The organism is Paraburkholderia fungorum (genome assembly GCF_900099835.1).
GTDB classification, from domain to species: Bacteria; Pseudomonadota; Gammaproteobacteria; order Burkholderiales; family Burkholderiaceae; genus Paraburkholderia; species Paraburkholderia fungorum_A.
Genome location: NZ_FNKP01000002.1, coordinates 2,014,921 through 2,032,008 on the forward strand (window position 1 = coordinate 2,014,921; position 17,088 = coordinate 2,032,008).

The 17,088-nt window shown below is 60.4% G+C and carries 15 protein-coding genes; 7 read left to right on the forward strand and 8 right to left on the reverse strand.

The window, feature by feature from the left end; genetic code table 11:
• The first annotated feature begins 18 nt into the window (after nucleotides 1-18).
• The 4 genes from BLS41_RS24765 (at nucleotide 19) to BLS41_RS24780 (ending at nucleotide 2,645) form a co-directional block, all read left to right on the forward strand.
• Nucleotides 19-666: a MotA/TolQ/ExbB proton channel family protein gene (locus tag BLS41_RS24765; protein WP_074769620.1), complete on the forward strand. Its 648-nt coding sequence runs from the start codon at nucleotides 19-21 to the stop codon at nucleotides 664-666.
• Nucleotides 663-1,061, forward strand: coding sequence for an ExbD/TolR family protein (locus tag BLS41_RS24770; RefSeq protein WP_074769622.1), 399 nt, complete (start codon nucleotides 663-665; stop codon nucleotides 1,059-1,061). Before BLS41_RS24765 ends, BLS41_RS24770 begins: the two co-directional genes overlap by 4 nt.
• A complete protein-coding gene (locus BLS41_RS24775) occupies nucleotides 1,054-1,770 on the forward strand; it encodes an energy transducer TonB (protein WP_074769624.1) in 717 nt (238 codons plus the stop codon). The genes BLS41_RS24770 and BLS41_RS24775 overlap by 8 nt, the downstream gene beginning before the upstream one ends.
• A 149-nt stretch (nucleotides 1,771-1,919) precedes the next feature.
• Nucleotides 1,920-2,645, forward strand: a complete 726-nt coding sequence (locus BLS41_RS24780) for a DeoR/GlpR family DNA-binding transcription regulator (RefSeq protein WP_074769626.1) — start codon at nucleotides 1,920-1,922, stop codon at nucleotides 2,643-2,645.
• 19 nt (nucleotides 2,646-2,664) lie between these two features.
• Here the strand turns inward: BLS41_RS24780 and BLS41_RS24785 are convergent, their stop codons facing one another.
• The 7 genes from BLS41_RS24785 to deoC all read right to left on the reverse strand — a co-directional run bounded on the left by BLS41_RS24785 (nucleotide 2,665) and on the right by deoC (nucleotide 12,038).
• Entirely contained in the window at nucleotides 2,665-3,723 is a 1,059-nt protein-coding gene (locus BLS41_RS24785; RefSeq protein ID WP_074769628.1) for an ABC transporter permease, read from the reverse strand.
• A 25-nt stretch (nucleotides 3,724-3,748) separates the two neighbouring features.
• On the reverse strand, nucleotides 3,749-5,308 hold the full coding sequence (locus BLS41_RS24790) for a sugar ABC transporter ATP-binding protein (protein ID WP_074769630.1): 1,560 nt from the start codon (nucleotides 5,306-5,308) through the stop codon (nucleotides 3,749-3,751).
• A gap of 74 nt (nucleotides 5,309-5,382) precedes the next feature.
• Nucleotides 5,383-6,387, reverse strand: coding sequence for an autoinducer 2 ABC transporter substrate-binding protein (locus BLS41_RS24795; protein ID WP_074769632.1), 1,005 nt, complete (start codon nucleotides 6,385-6,387; stop codon nucleotides 5,383-5,385).
• A gap of 102 nt (nucleotides 6,388-6,489) precedes the next feature.
• Entirely contained in the window at nucleotides 6,490-7,539 is a 1,050-nt protein-coding gene (locus BLS41_RS24800; RefSeq protein ID WP_074769634.1) for an ABC transporter permease, read from the reverse strand.
• An 18-nt stretch (nucleotides 7,540-7,557) separates the two neighbouring features.
• Nucleotides 7,558-8,538, reverse strand: coding sequence for a ribokinase (locus tag BLS41_RS24805; RefSeq protein ID WP_253189758.1), 981 nt, complete (start codon nucleotides 8,536-8,538; stop codon nucleotides 7,558-7,560).
• Between the two features lie 61 nt (nucleotides 8,539-8,599).
• The gene (locus tag BLS41_RS24810; RefSeq protein ID WP_074769636.1) at nucleotides 8,600-10,987 is read right to left on the reverse strand and encodes an aldehyde dehydrogenase family protein; all 2,388 of its coding nucleotides are present in this window, start codon (nucleotides 10,985-10,987) and stop codon (nucleotides 8,600-8,602) included.
• 16 nt (nucleotides 10,988-11,003) lie between these two features.
• Nucleotides 11,004-12,038, reverse strand: coding sequence for a deoxyribose-phosphate aldolase (deoC, locus tag BLS41_RS24815; RefSeq protein ID WP_074769638.1), 1,035 nt, complete (start codon nucleotides 12,036-12,038; stop codon nucleotides 11,004-11,006).
• A gap of 251 nt (nucleotides 12,039-12,289) precedes the next feature.
• On the opposite strand from deoC, the gene BLS41_RS24820 reads away from it, so the two are divergent.
• The 3 genes from BLS41_RS24820 (at nucleotide 12,290) to BLS41_RS24830 (ending at nucleotide 16,156) form a co-directional block, all read left to right on the forward strand.
• A complete protein-coding gene (locus BLS41_RS24820) occupies nucleotides 12,290-13,930 on the forward strand; it encodes a sugar ABC transporter ATP-binding protein (RefSeq protein ID WP_074769640.1) in 1,641 nt (546 codons plus the stop codon).
• Nucleotides 13,927-14,928 (forward strand): ABC transporter permease, encoded by a 1,002-nt coding sequence (locus BLS41_RS24825; RefSeq protein WP_074769642.1) that lies wholly within the window; start codon nucleotides 13,927-13,929, stop codon nucleotides 14,926-14,928. The genes BLS41_RS24820 and BLS41_RS24825 overlap by 4 nt, the downstream gene beginning before the upstream one ends.
• A gap of 82 nt (nucleotides 14,929-15,010) precedes the next feature.
• Nucleotides 15,011-16,156 (forward strand): substrate-binding domain-containing protein, encoded by a 1,146-nt coding sequence (locus BLS41_RS24830; RefSeq protein WP_074769644.1) that lies wholly within the window; start codon nucleotides 15,011-15,013, stop codon nucleotides 16,154-16,156.
• Between the two features lie 79 nt (nucleotides 16,157-16,235).
• Here the strand turns inward: BLS41_RS24830 and BLS41_RS24835 are convergent, their stop codons facing one another.
• Nucleotides 16,236-17,087, reverse strand: a complete 852-nt coding sequence (locus BLS41_RS24835; protein WP_074769646.1) for a carbohydrate ABC transporter permease — start codon at nucleotides 17,085-17,087, stop codon at nucleotides 16,236-16,238.
• Between the last annotated feature and the right edge of the window lies 1 nt (nucleotide 17,088).

Here is a 17,088-nt window from a genome sequence, read left to right on the forward strand (position 1 = left end):
TTAAAAACAGGATCGATGATGCAGGAATGGACCAGCATTCTGGCAGCACTGCGAGTAGGCGGATGGGTGATTTATCCGCTGACAATACTCGCCGTCGTCGCCATCGCGATCGTTCTCGATCGCTCGTACGTGTTCGTGCGTTTGGGGCGTATGCCGTTTTCGCCTGACAAGACACGCATCTTCTCTCGTGACGGAGCAAGCGCCGATCTGCAAAAGAGCTTGAGCAGTGCACCTGCCCAAAATGCGTTCAGACGGATGAATGCCCCGTGGAACGCTGCCGTTTCAGCTCCACTCTGGCTACGCGAAGCACAGGCGCAATCAGTAGCGTCGCAGATCGAACGCGATATGAGCAAAGGCTTCTGGGTACTCGAAACTATCGTGACGGCAGCGCCTTTGCTCGGTTTGCTCGGCACCATCGTGGGCATGATGCATTCGTTCCAGTTGTTCGGCGGCTCGGGGCTCGTCGATCCGGGCGGCGTGACCGGTGGCGTTGCACAGTCGCTTGTGGCGACCGCGATTGGCCTCGTCGTCGCACTATTCTCACTGTTCGCTTTCAACTACTTTTCGCGCCGGCTCGAGCGTCTGATGGATGAACTCGAATCGTTCGCGAATGAGCGGCTTTGTGAAGTTCGTCTTGCCGCCGGTAGCGTGGAGACGCAGCCGTGAAGTTCAAACGATCCCGCGCGGCCCGGCGCGGCCGAATCGAGATCATTCCGATGATCGACGTGATGTTCTTCCTGCTCGCAACCTTCATGCTGGCGTCGCTCGCGATGCAGAGGCTCGATGCGGTCAAAATCACGTTGCCAACGGGGCGCGCGCAGCAGATGGCCGCGCATGATCCGTTGACCGTTTCGGTCGATAGCCACAATGAGGTGTTCGTCAATCATCTGCATGTGAGTGCGGCGCAAGTTGAGTCAGCGGTAAAGCGGCTGTTGCAGCCGGATGGTGTCGTGGTGATCGCTGCCGATGACGCAGCGGGGCACGGTGCTGTCGTTCAGGCCATGCTTGCGGCGCGGCGTGCCGGTGCGCAGCGGTTTCTGGTCGCGGTGCATCGTGAGTAGCCGCGCGTCTTTCTCAACCCTGCTCGACAATGCACCACAGTTTCGCCTGGCACTCGGGATAAGTGCTGGCTTGCTGGTATGGCTGGCTGTGCTGGTCGACATGGGGCGCTGGATAGCGACAACGCAATCCATGCCGGTACATGAGAAGCCGTTGGAGATGCGCATGGTGGAGCTGGAGCCGCCGCCCATGAAGAATGCGGCGCCTGCGGCCAATCACTCGATGCCCGCGATGCCGCCTAAAACGCGTGTTCCGCAGCAACACCCCCAAACCCTGCGCGAAAAACGGCCTGCTCTGACAACGTCACCAAACCCCGAGCCGCAACCGCAAAAAAGCCTCACTCCAACAACACCGGACGCAAAACCAGTTAGCAATACGGCTCCGCATACAGAGCCTACTACTCCGGAAAACGCGTCCTCTGCCCAACCGACCGCATCTCCAGTCAACTCGGCGGCGCATTCAATCGCGCAACCGTTGCCCGCTCTCCCGGATGATCTGCGCGAACAGGCCTATCAAACCGTTGCAACTGCCCGCTTCATGATCCACACAGACGGCTCCGTCGATGTCGAACTCATCAAGCCGACATCGAGCCCCCGGCTCAATCAGATTCTTCTCGAAGCACTTCATCGGTGGCGTTTTTTCCCCGCATTGCAGAACGGCCACCCAATAGAAAGCCAACAGGAGATTCGAGTACATTTCAACGTCGACTGATACGAGCAAAGAATCACGCTAGAAACAAGGCCGAAACATACGAACCGACACGCACATCAACGCTCGCCGCGCACACAACGTCTTGTTATAATTCTTTCACCAACTCGAATAAAACATAACGTTACCCTCCACTGCGCGACAGGATCTCCATGCTGAAACCCGACCGCCTCCGCGCCCTCGCCGATGCGTTGGCCAGGCAAAACGTAATGCGCTTACGCGACGCCGCTGGCCTGCTAGGTGTTTCGGAAATGACTGTTCGCCGCGACATCGCAACGAGTCCCGAACGCTTCACCTATCTCGGCGGCTACATCGTCAGCGCAACCGACGTGCCCTATAACGCCGGTTATTCGCTAGAAGAAGAAAAAGACCATTTTGCGCAGGCCAAAGCCGAAGCGTCCGCGATTGCAGCAACACTCATCGGCGATAACGAAACGCTTTTTATCGACTGCGGTACGACGCTCACCACGCTGGCGCGATTGATTCCGGTGGAGCGTCACGTCACCGTCGTGTGTTATTCGTTAAACGTCGCGGAGATTTTGCGGCGTAAGCCGAATGTACGAATGATCCTGCTAGGCGGCGTCTACGTGCCTTCTTCCGACTCGTTCGCGGGCGAAGAAAGTCTTGAGATGCTGCGCCGTATGGGAATCAACAAGGCGTTTATTTCCGCAGGCGGCGTCGACAACGCGCGCGGTGTCACCTGCTGGAATTTTCACGAAGTCGCGCTAAAGCAGGCCGCCATGGCGAGTGCGGTCGAACGGCATCTGGTGGTGGACCAGAGCAAGTTCGGCGTCGTCAAGGCAGTACGCTTCTCACAGATTGACGACTTCGATTCGATCATCACAGAGAAGGGACAGGATTACCGCAAGCGCAATTAACACGCTTGCGGTCGTGTCGTTAGCTCCTGCGTTGCAAGGCGAACAGCGTTCCGGCAATCAGAATAAACGCGCCGATAATGACCTTCTGCCATGTACTTGGCACGCCGACCAGAATCAGCACGCTATTGATCAGCGTAACCAGCACCACGCCGAGCAATGTACCGGCCACTGTGCCAGTGCCGCCGGTAATGCGAGCACCACCGAGAATCACGGCAGCAATCACATCGAGTTCCGAGCCCACCAGGTCGAAAGGATTGGCGAGCCGGTTATTCGACACGTGCAGAATGCCCGCAATGCCGGCGAGCATGCCCGTGTAGCCGAATACGAATAGATGGATCGCGCGCAGGTTGTACCCGAGACGCTCGGCAATCGCGAGACTACCGCCCATTGCATAGACGCCGCGCCCCATCATCGTCCGGTTCAGAAGCCACCACGTGAATAAAGCGGCCGCTACCAGCGCGAGTACCGAGACTGGCAACACGGCGCGCAATCCATCTGCCGTGTGATAGAAAAACAGCGGCACGCGTCCGAAGCGATCCATGCTGTGCGGAATGTTCATAAAGAACGTCGTACCGATGAAGGTCAGCAACAGTCCGCGATACAGGTATTGCGTACCGATCGTGACGATCAGCGAGGGCGCTTTCAACCGGTGCACAAGCAATCCGTTGATCACGCCGAGCACGATTCCGCCGAGCGCACCCGTGATGAGAATCAGTGCAAACGGCGCGTCGGGCCACCACGCGAATACCGCCTTAGTAATGCCATACATCGTCAATGCGGCAATAGCGGTGAACGACACGTCGATACCGCCCGACGCCAGCACAACCAGCGTACCGAGCGCGAATAGCGACATCGTCGTGGCTGAATGCAGTAAATCGAACAGCGTCGCCAGTTGAAAGAAGCGCGGATTGATCGCGCCGACAATCAGGCACGTCACCACGATCAATGCGACGGTGAACCACTCGGGGTTACGCGCAAGCCTCTCCCTCAGGCTCGGCGGCTTGACGTCAGGGGCAATTTCAACGATTGCGGGACTATTTGCAGACTGGTTCATGCGCGGATCGATGCGCGAGTTCATGGCGGGTAACGTTCCTTATTCGACGCTATGCGGCGTCTGAAAGCAATGCGTGGTACAGGTCGGCTTCGCTCAACGTGTCGGCCTGATATTCGCCTGCTACGCGGCCTTTTTTCATCATCAGAATGCGGTCGCAGTTCTGTAGAAGTTCTGGCAGGTCGTCGCTAATCAGAATGATGCCGATGCCCCGTTGCGACAGACCCTGCATGATGCGGTAAATGATGTCCTTTGAACCCACGTCGACACCGACAGTCGGCCCATGCAGAATCAGCACACGAGGATCGATGGCGAGCCAGCGGCCAATCAGCACGCGCTGCTGGTTACCACCGGAAAGCGATTGCACAGGTTTGTCGACACCAGGCGTCGCGATCTGCAAATCTTTCACGGTTTGTTCTGCCAGTGCCTGCGCACGTGCGCGATCGATCTGACCGAAGCGATCGCGCAAACTGGAGATCATTGCAGTGATCACGTTGTCGCGAATCGGCTTGTCGAGAAATAGCCCTTCGTTCAAGCGGTCTTCCGGCACATAGCCGATGCGATGACGTTTCGCGTCCGAGGGCGTGCGCAACGAAATCGACTTGCCGTCGAGCATGACTTCGCCTGATTGCGCTGCCGCGACACCAGCCAATGCGCGTGCGAGTTCGTTACGCCCCGAATCCAGCAGCCCCGTCACGCCGAGAATCTCACCACCGTGCAGCGCGAACGACACTTCGCTGAACTGACCGGCGCGCGTATAGCCGCGCACGTCGAGCACGACATCCTGCGAACATGCGCCGTAGCGATACCGTTCATTCGACAGATGACGTCCCGTCATCAACTCGCTGATCTGTGCTTTGGTGAAGTGCGCAATCGGCCCTTGTGCCATTTTCTGACCGTCGCGCAAGACAATCACCTCGCCACCGATCGCATAGCATTCGTCCAGCTTATGACTCACGAACAGCACCGTGACACCCTGCGCACGCAAATTGCCGAGCACGGCAATCAGATTGTCGACTTCTTTTTGTGTGAGCGAAGTGGTCGGCTCGTCCATGATGACGAACTTCGCTTCGCTCGCGATGGCACGCGCAATCGCCACGAGTTGACGTGTGGCCAGCGGTAATTGTTCGATCAAGGTCGCCTGAAAATTGGCGTCGCCGGGCAGCCCCACCGCTTCGAGTGCACGCGCCGCCGTGCGCGCCAGCGCGCGCCGATCGAACGTGCGGGCGAGCCGTCCTTCATGAGTGGCGAGTTCCGAAGTGAGCGCGACGTTCTCCGCGACATTCATATTCGGCAGCAGCGACAAGTCCTGATAGACCGTTTCGATTCCCGCCGCGAGCGATTCCAATGCGGACAGGCGCGCATGACGCACGCCTTCGATCACCAGTTCGCCTTCATCAGGCGGCTGCGCACCGGAAATGATCTTGATGAGCGTGCTCTTGCCGCAGCCATTCTCGCCGAGCAGGTGATAGATCTGACCACGTTCGAAAGAAAGACTCACACCTCGCAATGCGTGCACGCCAGTGAAGCGCTTATGCACGCCGACAACCTGCAAAAAAGGCTGCGTCGCATCTGAAAGCGAGGGCTGCGATGACAAAACGTCCTGATTCATGGTGTCAAATGAATAGCATGGTTGCCGGCTCACGCGTGCCCGACCGGGCACGCGCTACAAATCGAAACACGCAATCAGAACGGATACTGCTTGTAGTTCGACTTGTCGACGTTCACCCAGCCCTGGCCGCGCACGATAATGCCCTTGCCCGGCCCCTTCGCGACCGTGACTTTCGTGTAACCGGGCAAGCCGAGGTCGGCGCCGTTCTCAACCGTCTTCCCGTCGATCAGCATCTGCGCCACTTTGTTCATCGCCATGCCCGCGAGTTTCGGGTCCCAGAAAGCAATGCCATTGATCGCACCGCTTTCGAGGAATTTGCCCGCTTCAGTCGGCAGCCCCGTGCCGTACACGCAGATTTTGCCCTGCATGCCCGCCTCTTCCACCGCGCGGCCAATGCCGATCACGTCGAGCGACGACGAACCCTGGAAGCCCTTCAGGTCAGGGTGTTTGCGTAGCACTTCCTTCGCGACTTCATACGCGCGCTCGCCGTCGTTGTTGGTTTCGAGCTTCGGTTCGACCAGATCCATCTTCGGGTATTTGGCCTTCGCGTTACCGATGCCGCCATCGGCCCATTGCACCTGCGAGCGACTGCCCAGCGAGCCGACCAGCACCGCCCATTTGCCGTCGCTGTGCATGCACGACGCAAGACGCTCGTTCAACCCCGCACCGTATGCGGTGTTGTCGAATGCCTCGATGTCGACCATGGTGTTCTTCGCGTTGTCGGCCTCATGAGTGACGACCTTGATGCCGCGATCCATCGCCTTCTTTAACGCAGGTTCGAGCGTCGGCGGATCGTACGGCACCACTGCAATCGCCGTGACTTTCTTCGCGATCAGGTCTTCGATGATCTTCAACTGCTGGGCCGCATCCGCGCGGCCCGGACCGGTCTGATACGCGGTCACGCCGGGGTTGTCTTTCGCGAATTCCTTCACGCCGTCGTCCATCCGGTTGAACCAGTTGATGCCGGTCACCTTGACGACCGTGACGATCGTCTCGTTGGTGGCGGCGTGCGCAGCGGCGATCACGCCCACAGTCAGAGCGCCTGCGGCAAGCGCGGCACCCAGTCGAGTCAGTTTCATGCAGTGTCTCCTTTATCGTTCGATGTCGCCCAATTCCATCGTCACGGACAGCCAGGGCTTGTTGTCCGTCGTGTACTGAAACCAAGTTCGCGCAGGTTTCCCCTAGCGCTTCGAAGCCGCACCTGCGCTCGTCCCGCCGCCACTCAAACCGAAGATCGCGCGCACCCGTTCGCCGCCCGCGAATGCCAGCGACAGCAGCAACAGAAAGCCCCACGCGCAATCGCCGAAAAACTGCGAGACGCCCATCAGATTGAACAGGCTCGACAGAAATTGCAGTACGGTCGCCGCAAAAAATACGCAGATGATGCGGCCGTTGCCGCCAGCCGGATTCACGCCGCCCATCACCGCGATCAGAATCGCGATCAGCAGATAGGAGTTGCCGTAATCCCATTTCGCGCTGGACGTATGCGTTGCACTGATCAAGCCGGCCAGCGAAGCAAGCACGCCGCACATCGTGTACGTGAGAATCAGCATCCGCGTACGCGGAATACCCGCATAAAACGCAGCTTTCGGATTCGTACCCATCAGATACAGACGCAAACCGAACGGACTGCGTTTGAGCAGCCACCCCAACACAATGACCGCTGCGATGAAGATACAAAATGCGATCGGCACCTGAAACACCGTACCGTTGCCGATATTCGACAGCGGGTCCACGTAATCGACATGCACCGATGCGCCGTTGCTGAGCACCACCGCAAAACCGGTGAACAGCAATTGCGTGCCAAGCGTGCAGAGAATCGGCGTCAGCCTCAAACGCGCGATCACCACGCCGTTCAGCGCTCCGCCGAGCACGCCCATCGCGACCACGATCACGCAGAACAGTGCGGTGTAAAGCGCGGGCGAGTCGTCACCATTGACGAAGCGCGGCACTACCAAGGCCGCCACCATCCCCGAAAGATTCGCCAGGCCGACGCCGGACAGATCGATGCCGCCATTGCCCGACACCATCGACAGCATGATGCCCAGCGCAAGCAGGCCGAGTTCGGGCAACTGCCCGCCCATCGACTGAAGGTTGTCGATATCGACGAACTGGCCGCGTGAGAGCCAGGTCGCGACCAGCACGACGAGCACGTTGACGATCAGCAGGAAATTCAGTTGCCGGTCGCCGAACCAGCCGGACCATTTTCCTGCGCTAAACAAAGCCTTCATGATGACGTCCCCTCTCGCTCAGGATGCCTGCGGCAAACCGGCCGACTCGCCCAGCACGCGATTCACTTCTTCGAGCGACGGCATCGAAGGCGCAGTGCCTGCACGTGTCACCGAAATGCCGGCGAGTGCGCAGCCGAAACGTAGCGCCGCAACGGCATCGTCGCCGCGTGCGAGCGCGGCTGCGAAACCGCCGGTAAAGCCGTCACCTGCGCCTGCGGTTTCGACTACACGGCCGCAGTGATACGCGGGCACGAGGACCGATTGCGTTGCCGAATGCAGCAACGCGCCGCCCTCGCCCAGCGTCACGATCGCCGTGCCGACGCCTTTGGCGAGCAGCACATCGGCAGCGCGGCGGGCATCGTCGGCGTTCGCGATCGGCACTCCCGTGAGCGCGGTCGCCTCGGTCTCGTTCGGTGTGATGTAGTCGCATAGCGGGAAAAAGTCGTCGTCGAGCGTAAAAGCCGGTGCCGGGTTGAACACGGTGATGACGCCGTGCTGCCGCGCGATTTCGAGCCCGCGTCGCGCCGCTGGCAACGGTTGTTCCAACTGCGTAACGAACACGTTTGCTGCGGCAATATCGGCTTCGATTGCGTCGGCGTCGGAGGCATCCATCGTTCCCGCTGCGCCCGATGCCACGATGATCGCGTTCATACCGGTCGTGTCGTCGACGAAAATATGGGCCGCGCCGGTGGAGATTCCGTCGATCACCGACGCACGCGCCGTGATGCCCTCGGCGGCCCACGTGGCGCGAGCAATCGCGCCGAACGCATCGTTGCCGAGACGCGTGCAGAACACCACGTCCGCACCCGCGCGTGCCGCGGCCACTGCCTGATTCGAGCCCTTGCCGCCGGGCCCCATCGCGAACGCACTACCGGCAATCGTCTCGCCGATCAGCGGCATACGTGCCGCACGAAACGTCAAATCGGTCACGAAGATACCGAGAATGACGACGCGCCCTTTTCGTTGCGATGACGTATTCGGATCCAGATTCTTCAGCACGTTGTCTCCTCCATTTTCTGGTTGGCGTGCATATCGTTCAGTGTCTGACGCAGACTGTCGTTCAGTCTCCGTAAGGTATCCAGATGTTTTTCACCTGCACGGCCTGACGCAAAAACGGCCGTCCTTCGCTTGAACGGTCGAACCAGTCGAACTGTCTCCCGTAATCGACGAAGGCTCGCTTAAGGTTGCCGATCGACTCACGCTCCACCAGCGTCGAATCCGCCGCATTGCCGAAGCACCACACGGCATCGACATCGTCATGTTTTGCGAGCGCGGGCAGCAACGCGCTACGCTCGCCGGTCACGATATTGAGCACGCCGCCCGGCACGTCCGATGTTTCGGCAACCTGATAAAAATCGGTCACCGTCAACGGACACGCGGCGCTCGGCAGAACGACCACACGATTGCCCATCGCCAGCGCGGGCGCAATCAGCGAAACGAAGCCGAGCAGCGGCGCTTCGTCCGGACACGCAATGCCGATCACGCCGAGCGGTTCGTGCATCGCCAGCGCAACGCCGCGCAATGGCGGCGTATGCACTGCGCCGTCGAACTTGTCGGCCCACGCAGCGTAGGTGAACAGACGCGAGATCGACGCATCCACTTCAGCCTGCGCCGCCGCTTGCGTCGCACCGGTTCTGATCTGCAACTGACGCACGAATTCGTCCGCGCGCACCGCGAGATTCTCGGCCAGATAAAACAGCACCTGCGCGCGATTGTGCGTACTCGCCTGCGACCATTTCTGCGCGGCACGCGCGGCCTCGACCGCGTTACGGATGTCCTTGCGATTGCCCTCGCCCACTTCGCCGACCGGCGTGCCGTCCGGCGCGCGAACCGGCAGCGAATAGCCGCTGTCCGGACGCACCTGCTTGCCGCCGATAAACAGTTTCGCGGTACGATCGATCGACGTGACATTCGACGTGACATTCGCAAGCAGCGAATCGGCCATCGCATCACGCACTTCACGCTTCGCAAGATTGAGCCACGCGCGCGGCTTCAGATATTCGTAAATGCCCTCACGTCCGCCTTCGCGGCCGTAGCCCGATTCGCGATAGCCGCCGAAGCCAACTGCTGCATCGAACAGATTGGTCGCATTGATCCACACGACGCCGCACGCAAGACGCGGCGCAATATCGAGTGCACGTCCGATCGTTTCGCTCCACACGCTCGCGGCGAGTCCGTAGCGTGAATTGTTCGCGAGCGCGATCGCTTCGTCGGGCGTGCGGAAACTCATCGTCACCAGTACCGGGCCGAAGATTTCCTCCTGCGCGAGCGTCGATGAAGGTGCGACTCCTGTGACCAGCGTCGGCGGATAAAAACAGCCGCCCGCAGGCATCGTCGTATCGGGCGACTGCCAGACCGGGCACCCTTCGCTGCGCCCCGTCTCCACCAGCGACTGGATGCGTTCAAGTTGCACCGGATCGACAATCGCGCCGATGTCGATGCTCTTGTCGAGCGATGTACCCACCCGCAGCGTTTCCATCCGGCGTTTCAGCTTCGCGATAAAGCGCGCCTCGACACCCTCCTGGACCAGCAGGCGCGAGCCCGCGCAGCACACTTGTCCCTGGTTGAACCAGATCGCGTCGACGACGCCTTCCACCGCGCCGTCCAGGTCCGCATCGTCGAACACGATGAACGGCGACTTGCCGCCGAGTTCGAGCGTCAGCGATTTGCCCGAGCCGGCAGTGGCCTTGCGAATCTGCCGTCCCACTTCGGTCGAACCCGTGAATGCAATCTTGTCGACGCCGGGATGCTCGACCAGCGCCGCGCCCGTCCTGCCGTCGCCGGTCACGACGTTCAGCACGCCTGCGGGCAAACCCGCCCAATGCGCAAGCTCGGCGAACAGCAACGCCGTGAGCGGCGTGTATTCGGCCGGTTTCAGCACGACGCAATTGCCCGTTGCAATGGCGGGCGCGATTTTCCATGCGAGCATCAGCAGCGGGAAATTCCACGGCACGATCTGACCGACCACGCCGAGCGGCGCGTAGTCCGCGAATTCGCTGTCCTGCAACTGCGCCCAACCCGCGTGATGCAGAAAATGCCGGGCGACCAGCGGCACATCGATATCGCGTGTCTCGCGAATCGGCTTGCCGTTGTCGAGCGCTTCGAGCACCGCAAAAAGGCGGCTATGCCGCTGCACCATTCTTGCAAGCGCATACAAATGCCGCGCGCGTCCCGCACCGCCCAGCGCGAGCCAGCCCGGTTGCGCGGCGCGTGCGGCGGCGACGGCGGCGTCGATATCGGCGGCATCGCCCTGCGCGATATCGGCGAGCCGCTCAGCCGTTGCGGGCGCATGCGAAACGAAGCGCTCGCCCGCTGCCGGCGCGTGCCACGCGCCGCCGATGAAATGCCCGAAGCCCGACTCGTGCTGCGCGAGCCACGCGCGTGCGGGCTGATCGTCCTCGGGGGCGGGACCGTACTCCATCGATGAAAAATACTCGGCTACGCTCATGAGATCGGTCTTCTATTCAGGCTACGGGGTGACGGTTGAAAGCGGAGTAACGACCGCTCACGTGATGTTCGAGTTGCCGCTCGATATCGGCCAGCAGGCTCGACGCGCCAACCCGGAACAGGTCCGGTTCGAGCCACGCGCGGCCCAGTTCTTCTTTCATCAGAATCTGATACGACAGCACCGACTTCGCGCTCGACACGCCGCCCGCCGGTTTGAAACCGATCGGCACGCCCGTGCGCTCCTGGTACTCGCGGATCATCCGCACCATCACGAGCGACACGTCGAGCGTCGCGTTGACGCCCTCCTTACCTGTCGACGTCTTGATGAAATCCGCGCCCGCCATCATGCAGACCATCGACGCGCGCGCCACATTGGAGAGCGTGCGGATATCGCCGGTCGCCAGAATCGTTTTCAGATGCGCGGGCCCGCAGGCCTCGCGAAAATCGCGCACTTCGTCGTACAGCGCCTGCCAGTTACCGGTCAGCACATGCTCGCGCGTGACGACGATATCGATCTCCTGCGCGCCGTCCGCAACCGACGCCTCGATCTCCTTCAGCTTCAGCGGATGCGGAATCAGCCCGGCAGGAAAGCCCGTCGATACCGCCGCGACAGGAATGCCGCTGCCTTGCAGTGCATCGACTGCGGCGGCCACGAAGCGGTGATATACGCACACCGCGCCGGTCGTGATGCCTTGCGGCGCGATACCTAGCGCTTCGAGCAGATCGGCGCGCACGGGACGACGCGCTTTCGCGCAGAGGCGCCGCACGCGGGCTTCGGTGTCGTCGCCATTGAGCGTCGTGAGGTCGATGCACGTAACCGCTTTCAGCAGCCACGCCGCCTGCGCATCCTTCTTGACGCTGCGCCGTGTAACGAGCGTCGCAGTGCGCCGCTCGACCGCCGACTGGTTGACGCGCAAACCGTCGAGCCACGACGCGTCGAACGCCATGCCGGGATTGCGCTGCGCATGGGCGGGCGCACTGCCGCGCAGCGCAAGAACCGCCGACGACGGCGGCGACGAAAGTAATGAAGATAAAGCAGGGGCTTCGGGCATAAAACGTCCAGAAATTTGATGCGACGCACAACAGCCGCCGACAATTTGTTCGCACTTATGCTACAACGATTGATAGAATCATCACAAGCTTTACGATGTAATCGTGACATAAGCAGGCACTTAAGCGGTGTGTAGCGCCGTGAATGTTATTGACGCACCATATTCATGATGCGAAGATCACAACACGACGTATGCAAAACACGTCGGATAAAGAAAAGAATTTCGTCACATAGACGAAGGAGACATGCCAGATGAGTGAGCCGGTTGCGGTCGCGGCCGTGTCATCGCCTCGGGTTCCACTGATTCGCGTGGCGGGCGTCACCAAGCGATTTGGCGGCGTGCAGGCGTTGCGCGGCGTCGACCTCGAAGTGTTTCCCGGCGAAGTGCATGCGCTGCTCGGCGAGAACGGCGCCGGCAAATCCACGCTGATCAAGATACTCAGCGGTGTCCACAATTACGACGACGGCGTGATCGAGATCGAAGGCCGGGCCGTTGCGTTCGAATCGCCGAAGCAATCGCGCGACGCCGGTGTTGCCGTCGTTTATCAGGACCTGAGTCTGGTCGAATCGCTGTCGGTCGGCGCGAATCTGATGCTGGGGCGCGAACCCCGCACGCGGCTCGGCTTCGTCAGGAACCGGCAACTGATGGCGACCGTCTGCGAATTTCTCCGCTCGCACGGCATTCCGCTCGATCCGAAAACGCCGGTAAGTGCGCTGCCTTTTGCCTACCGGCAGATGACCGAGATTTGCAAGGCGTTGATGGGCGACGTGCGCGTACTGATTCTCGACGAACCCACTTCGGCATTGACCGGCGGCGAGGAGCAGATTCTGTTCGACGCGATTCATGCGGTGACGGCGCGCGGTGTCGGCGTGATCTACGTAACGCACCGCCTGAACGAGGTGTTCAAGATTTCACAGCGCGTGACCGTGTTTCGCGACGGCGCGAATGCGGGCATGTTCGAGACCGCGCAGACCGATATGAAACAACTGGTCGCCGCGATTGTCGGGCCTGCGCATGCGGCGCTGCAGGCGCGGGAGAAAACCGCCGTGGGAGTCGGCCTGGCAGCGAGCAATGAAGCCGCGAACACCGAACACGCTTCAGTCGATGCAGCGCAAAGCGCACCCGTTCTGAAAATGTCCAACGTCAGCAACGACCGCCTGCACGATGTGAGTCTGCTAGTCAGTCGCGGCGAAATTCACGGACTGGCCGGTTTGATCGGCAGCGGCCGCACCGAGATTCTGCAAACCATTTTCGGGCTTCGTTCCGTCGACACCGGCGCAATCGAGTTCGACGGTCATTCCCGCGCGGATATCACGCCAGCCTCGGCCATCCAGCGTGGCATCGCGCTGGTGCCGGAAGATCGCCACCTCGAAGGCCTTGTGCTCGATCACTCGATCGAACGCAATCTCACGTTGCCGCGACTGCCGCAATTTTCGCGTTGGGGATGGCTGCGCAGTCAGGCCGCCGTGCAGCAGGCGAAGCGTTCGATGAAAGAACTCTCGGTGAAAGCGCCGAATTCATCGACGGCGGTGAAGTTTTTATCCGGCGGCAATCAGCAGAAAGTGGTGTTTGCAAAGTGGAATCACCCTCGCCCCAAACTGCTTCTGCTCGACGAACCCACAGTCGGCGTCGATGTCGGCGCGCGCGAGGAAATCTACGGCGTAGTCAACGACGCCGCGCACGCGGGCACGGGCGTACTGGTCGTTTCGTCGGATCTCGATGAACTGCTGCGCCTGTGCGACCGCATCTCGATCGTCGCGGACGGCAGCATTGTCAGGACCATCGAGCGCGCCGAACTTGCCAATGCCGAAGCGCTACATCACCAGATTCAGCTGTCCCGTTCTTCCATCGAGTCCTCCAAGGAGACTCCCCTCAAGGCCCATGCAACATGAACGATTCCGTTACGCCACTGGCCGCCGACCGGCAGACGTTGCCGGCGCAGAAGAGCCGTATGCGGCGCATTGCTCAACTGCTGCTGCAAGGCGACCGCCCTTACGCGCTATACGGTGCGTTTGCCATTTTGCTGGTCGTGTTCAGTTTCGCGTCACCGTGGTTCTTATCCATCGACAACTTCCTGAACATCGGCCGGCAAACCGCACTGGTGTCGATCATCGCGATCGGCATGACGTTCGTGATCATCGCGCGACAGATCGATCTGTCGGTCGGCTCGACGCTCGCGTTATCGGGCATGTCGGCGGCGCTTGCGATGTCGTATGTCGGCGACAACTGGATCATCGGCGCAATCGCGGGCATCGGCACTGGCGCGATTGTCGGCGCGATTAACGGTGTCGTCACCACGCGGCTGAGCATTCCATCGTTTCTCGTGACGCTCGGCACGTTGAGCGCCGCACGCGGCCTGGCCCTGATGGTCACAACCACCAAGCCCGTCATCATCACCAACGACTCGTTTATCGCGATCTTCGGCGAAGGCGATATCGCGGGCGTGCCGGTGCCGATTATCTGGACGGTGCTCGCGGTGATCGCCGGCATTCTGCTGCTGCACTACAGCGTATTCGGCCGGCAGATTTATGCGGCCGGCGGCAATCCGACCGCCGCGCTGTACTCGGGCATCAACACGCGGCGCGTGACGACGCTCGCGTTCATTCTGACCGGCATGCTCGCCGGACTCGCGGCACTCGTGCTGTCGGCACGCTCGCATGCAGCCCGGCCCGATGTTGTGCAGGGCATGGAACTCGATGTGATCGCTTCGGTGACGCTCGGCGGTTGCAGCCTGTTCGGCGGACGCGGCTTCGTACTAGGCACGCTGCTCGGCAGCCTGATTATCGGCACGCTGAACAACGGGCTGGTGCTGCTTGGCGTCAGTTCATCGCTGCAACTGGTGATCAAGGGCGTGATTATCGTTGCAGCGGTTGCATTTACGAGGAAATAGCAGGAATAACGCAGGATGTGAACGCGGAGACAAACCCGGCACGGACGTGAAGCACACACATGAAGACCAATGGAGGAGACTCATGAAACATCGTCGTGGTTCAAGCAAGGTACTAGCGAGCGCGATCGCGGCGGCCGCCGTCGCGACACTGTTTTCGTCGACCGCTTACGCGCAATGCGTGACGAGCTTGCCGACAGGATCGATCGGGCCGAAAAACATCGTGGGGCAAGGGCCAAACGGTGAAAAGGCCGCTTCCGTCGACGCGATTAAACTGACCGACGCCGATATCGCCAAGATCAAGGCGGGCAAATTCAAAGTCGGCATTTCAATGCAGACGATGAATCTCGACTGGTCGCAATTGCAGGTGCAAGGCATTACCGACACGCTGAAAAAATATGGCGTCGAAGTGATCGGCACGGCATCGGCGGAGTACCAGGTCGACAAGCAGATTGCCGATATCGAGAACACGATTCAGCGTCATCCCGACGGCATCATTTCTATTCCAGTCGATGGCACGGCAACGGCCGCGACGTACAAGAAAGTGTCCGAAGCCGGCATCAAGCTTGTATTCATGGACAACGTGCCGACCGGCCTGAAGCATCCGCAGCAATACGCGTCGATGATTTCCGCGGACAGCGAGGGCAACGGCCAGATCGCCGCGAAGGTGCTGTCGTCATGCGTGCCGAAGGGCGCAACGATCGGCCTTGTGAATTTTGGCGTGGATTATTTCAGCACGACCGAGCGCACCAAAGCCGTCAATGACTGGATCGCGAAGAATCGCCCGGACATCAAGGTCAAGCAGGTCGCGTTCACCGATCCGTCGAAAGTCGGGCAGATTGCGGGCGATTTTCTGACTGGCAATCCCGACGTGAAAGGACTATTCGCCGTGTGGGATCAACCGGCGCTCGACACGCTCACGTCGATGCGCGCGCAAGGCGTGAACGTTCCCGTGACGACCGTCGATCTGGGACTGCAGTCCGCGATCGAAATTGCGAAAGGTGGACCGCTGAAGGCAACCGGCTCGCAACGTCCGTATGACCAGGGCGTGGCCGAAGCGACCGCGATGATGAAGGCATTGATCGGACAGACGCCACCTGCGTGGATCGGGGTGCAGTCGTTGCCGGTGGTTCAGTCGAACGTGCTGGAGTCTTACAAGATTGTGTTCAAGAAAGACCCGCCGCCGCAACTCGCGGACGCCTGCAAGAAAGCGGCACCGGCCTGCGGTTGATTTGCGGTTAATTAGATCGCACTACACGTTCCGGGCGAAACCCGCTATTTCGCCCGGAACGCTCATTAACGAATTACGCTCAGCCTTTCGTCGCCCCGAACGTCAACCCGGCGACGAAATGCTTCTGCATCGCAAAGAACATCGCGACCGATGGCAATGCGGCCAGAATCGATCCTGCCGAAACGAGATTCCACGCGGTGGTCCACTGCCCTTTCAACGCGGCAACGCCCACGGTGATCGGCGCGGCGTCGTCGCCCGTGGTCAGACACAGTGCCCAGAAATAGTCGTTCCACACGAACGTGAAGACGAGAATGCCGAGCGCGGCGAGTGCGGGACGAATCAGCGGCAACACGATCCTGAAGAACACCTGCCACTCGTTTGCGCCTTCGATTCGCGCGGCTTCCACTAATTCGAACGGCAACTGCTTGATGAAATTGCGCAGGAACAGCGCGCAAAAGCCCGTCTGAAACGACACGTGAAACAGAATCAGCGCGCCGACCGTATTGAACAGGCCGAGTTGCAACGACAGATCGCGCACCGGAATCATCAGCACCTGTACCGGCACGAAATTCCCCGCGACGAATGTCGCGAACAACGTCGAGTTGCCGCGAAAACGGTAGATGGCCAGCGCGAATCCGGCCATCGACGCGAGCGCAATCGAACCGACCACGGCCGGCACCGTAATCAGCACGCTGTTCCAGAAGTAATGCAGCATCGGCGATGTCGTCAACGCCTCGCGGTAGTTGTCGAACATCGCGAAGTGCTTCGGCCATCCCCAGTAATTGCCTTCGGCGAGTTCTTCAGTGGAGCGCACGGAGGTGACGAGCACGGCGATCATCGGCAGCAGCCAGATCAGCAGCGCGATAGGCAATGTCAGTTTGTAGGCGCGGCGCGTGACCGGCTTCCATTTGTCGATCGGGATCGGAAACATG

Coding starts and splice junctions, on each gene's coding strand:
- BLS41_RS24765 (WP_074769620.1), top strand. CDS start 19: ATGCAGGAATGGACCAGCATTCTGGCAGCACTGCGAGTAGGCGGATGG.
- BLS41_RS24780 (WP_074769626.1), top strand. CDS start 1,920: ATGCTGAAACCCGACCGCCTCCGCGCCCTCGCCGATGCGTTGGCCAGG.
- BLS41_RS24785 (WP_074769628.1), bottom strand. CDS start 3,723: ATGAACTCGCGCATCGATCCGCGCATGAACCAGTCTGCAAATAGTCCC.
- BLS41_RS24790 (WP_074769630.1), bottom strand. CDS start 5,308: ATGAATCAGGACGTTTTGTCATCGCAGCCCTCGCTTTCAGATGCGACG.
- BLS41_RS24795 (WP_074769632.1), bottom strand. CDS start 6,387: ATGAAACTGACTCGACTGGGTGCCGCGCTTGCCGCAGGCGCTCTGACT.
- BLS41_RS24800 (WP_074769634.1), bottom strand. CDS start 7,539: ATGAAGGCTTTGTTTAGCGCAGGAAAATGGTCCGGCTGGTTCGGCGAC.
- BLS41_RS24810 (WP_074769636.1), bottom strand. CDS start 10,987: ATGAGCGTAGCCGAGTATTTTTCATCGATGGAGTACGGTCCCGCCCCC.
- deoC (WP_074769638.1), bottom strand. CDS start 12,038: ATGCCCGAAGCCCCTGCTTTATCTTCATTACTTTCGTCGCCGCCGTCG.
- BLS41_RS24820 (WP_074769640.1), top strand. CDS start 12,290: ATGAGTGAGCCGGTTGCGGTCGCGGCCGTGTCATCGCCTCGGGTTCCA.
- BLS41_RS24825 (WP_074769642.1), top strand. CDS start 13,927: ATGAACGATTCCGTTACGCCACTGGCCGCCGACCGGCAGACGTTGCCG.
- BLS41_RS24830 (WP_074769644.1), top strand. CDS start 15,011: ATGAAACATCGTCGTGGTTCAAGCAAGGTACTAGCGAGCGCGATCGCG.
- BLS41_RS24835 (WP_074769646.1), bottom strand. CDS start 17,087: ATGTTTCCGATCCCGATCGACAAATGGAAGCCGGTCACGCGCCGCGCC.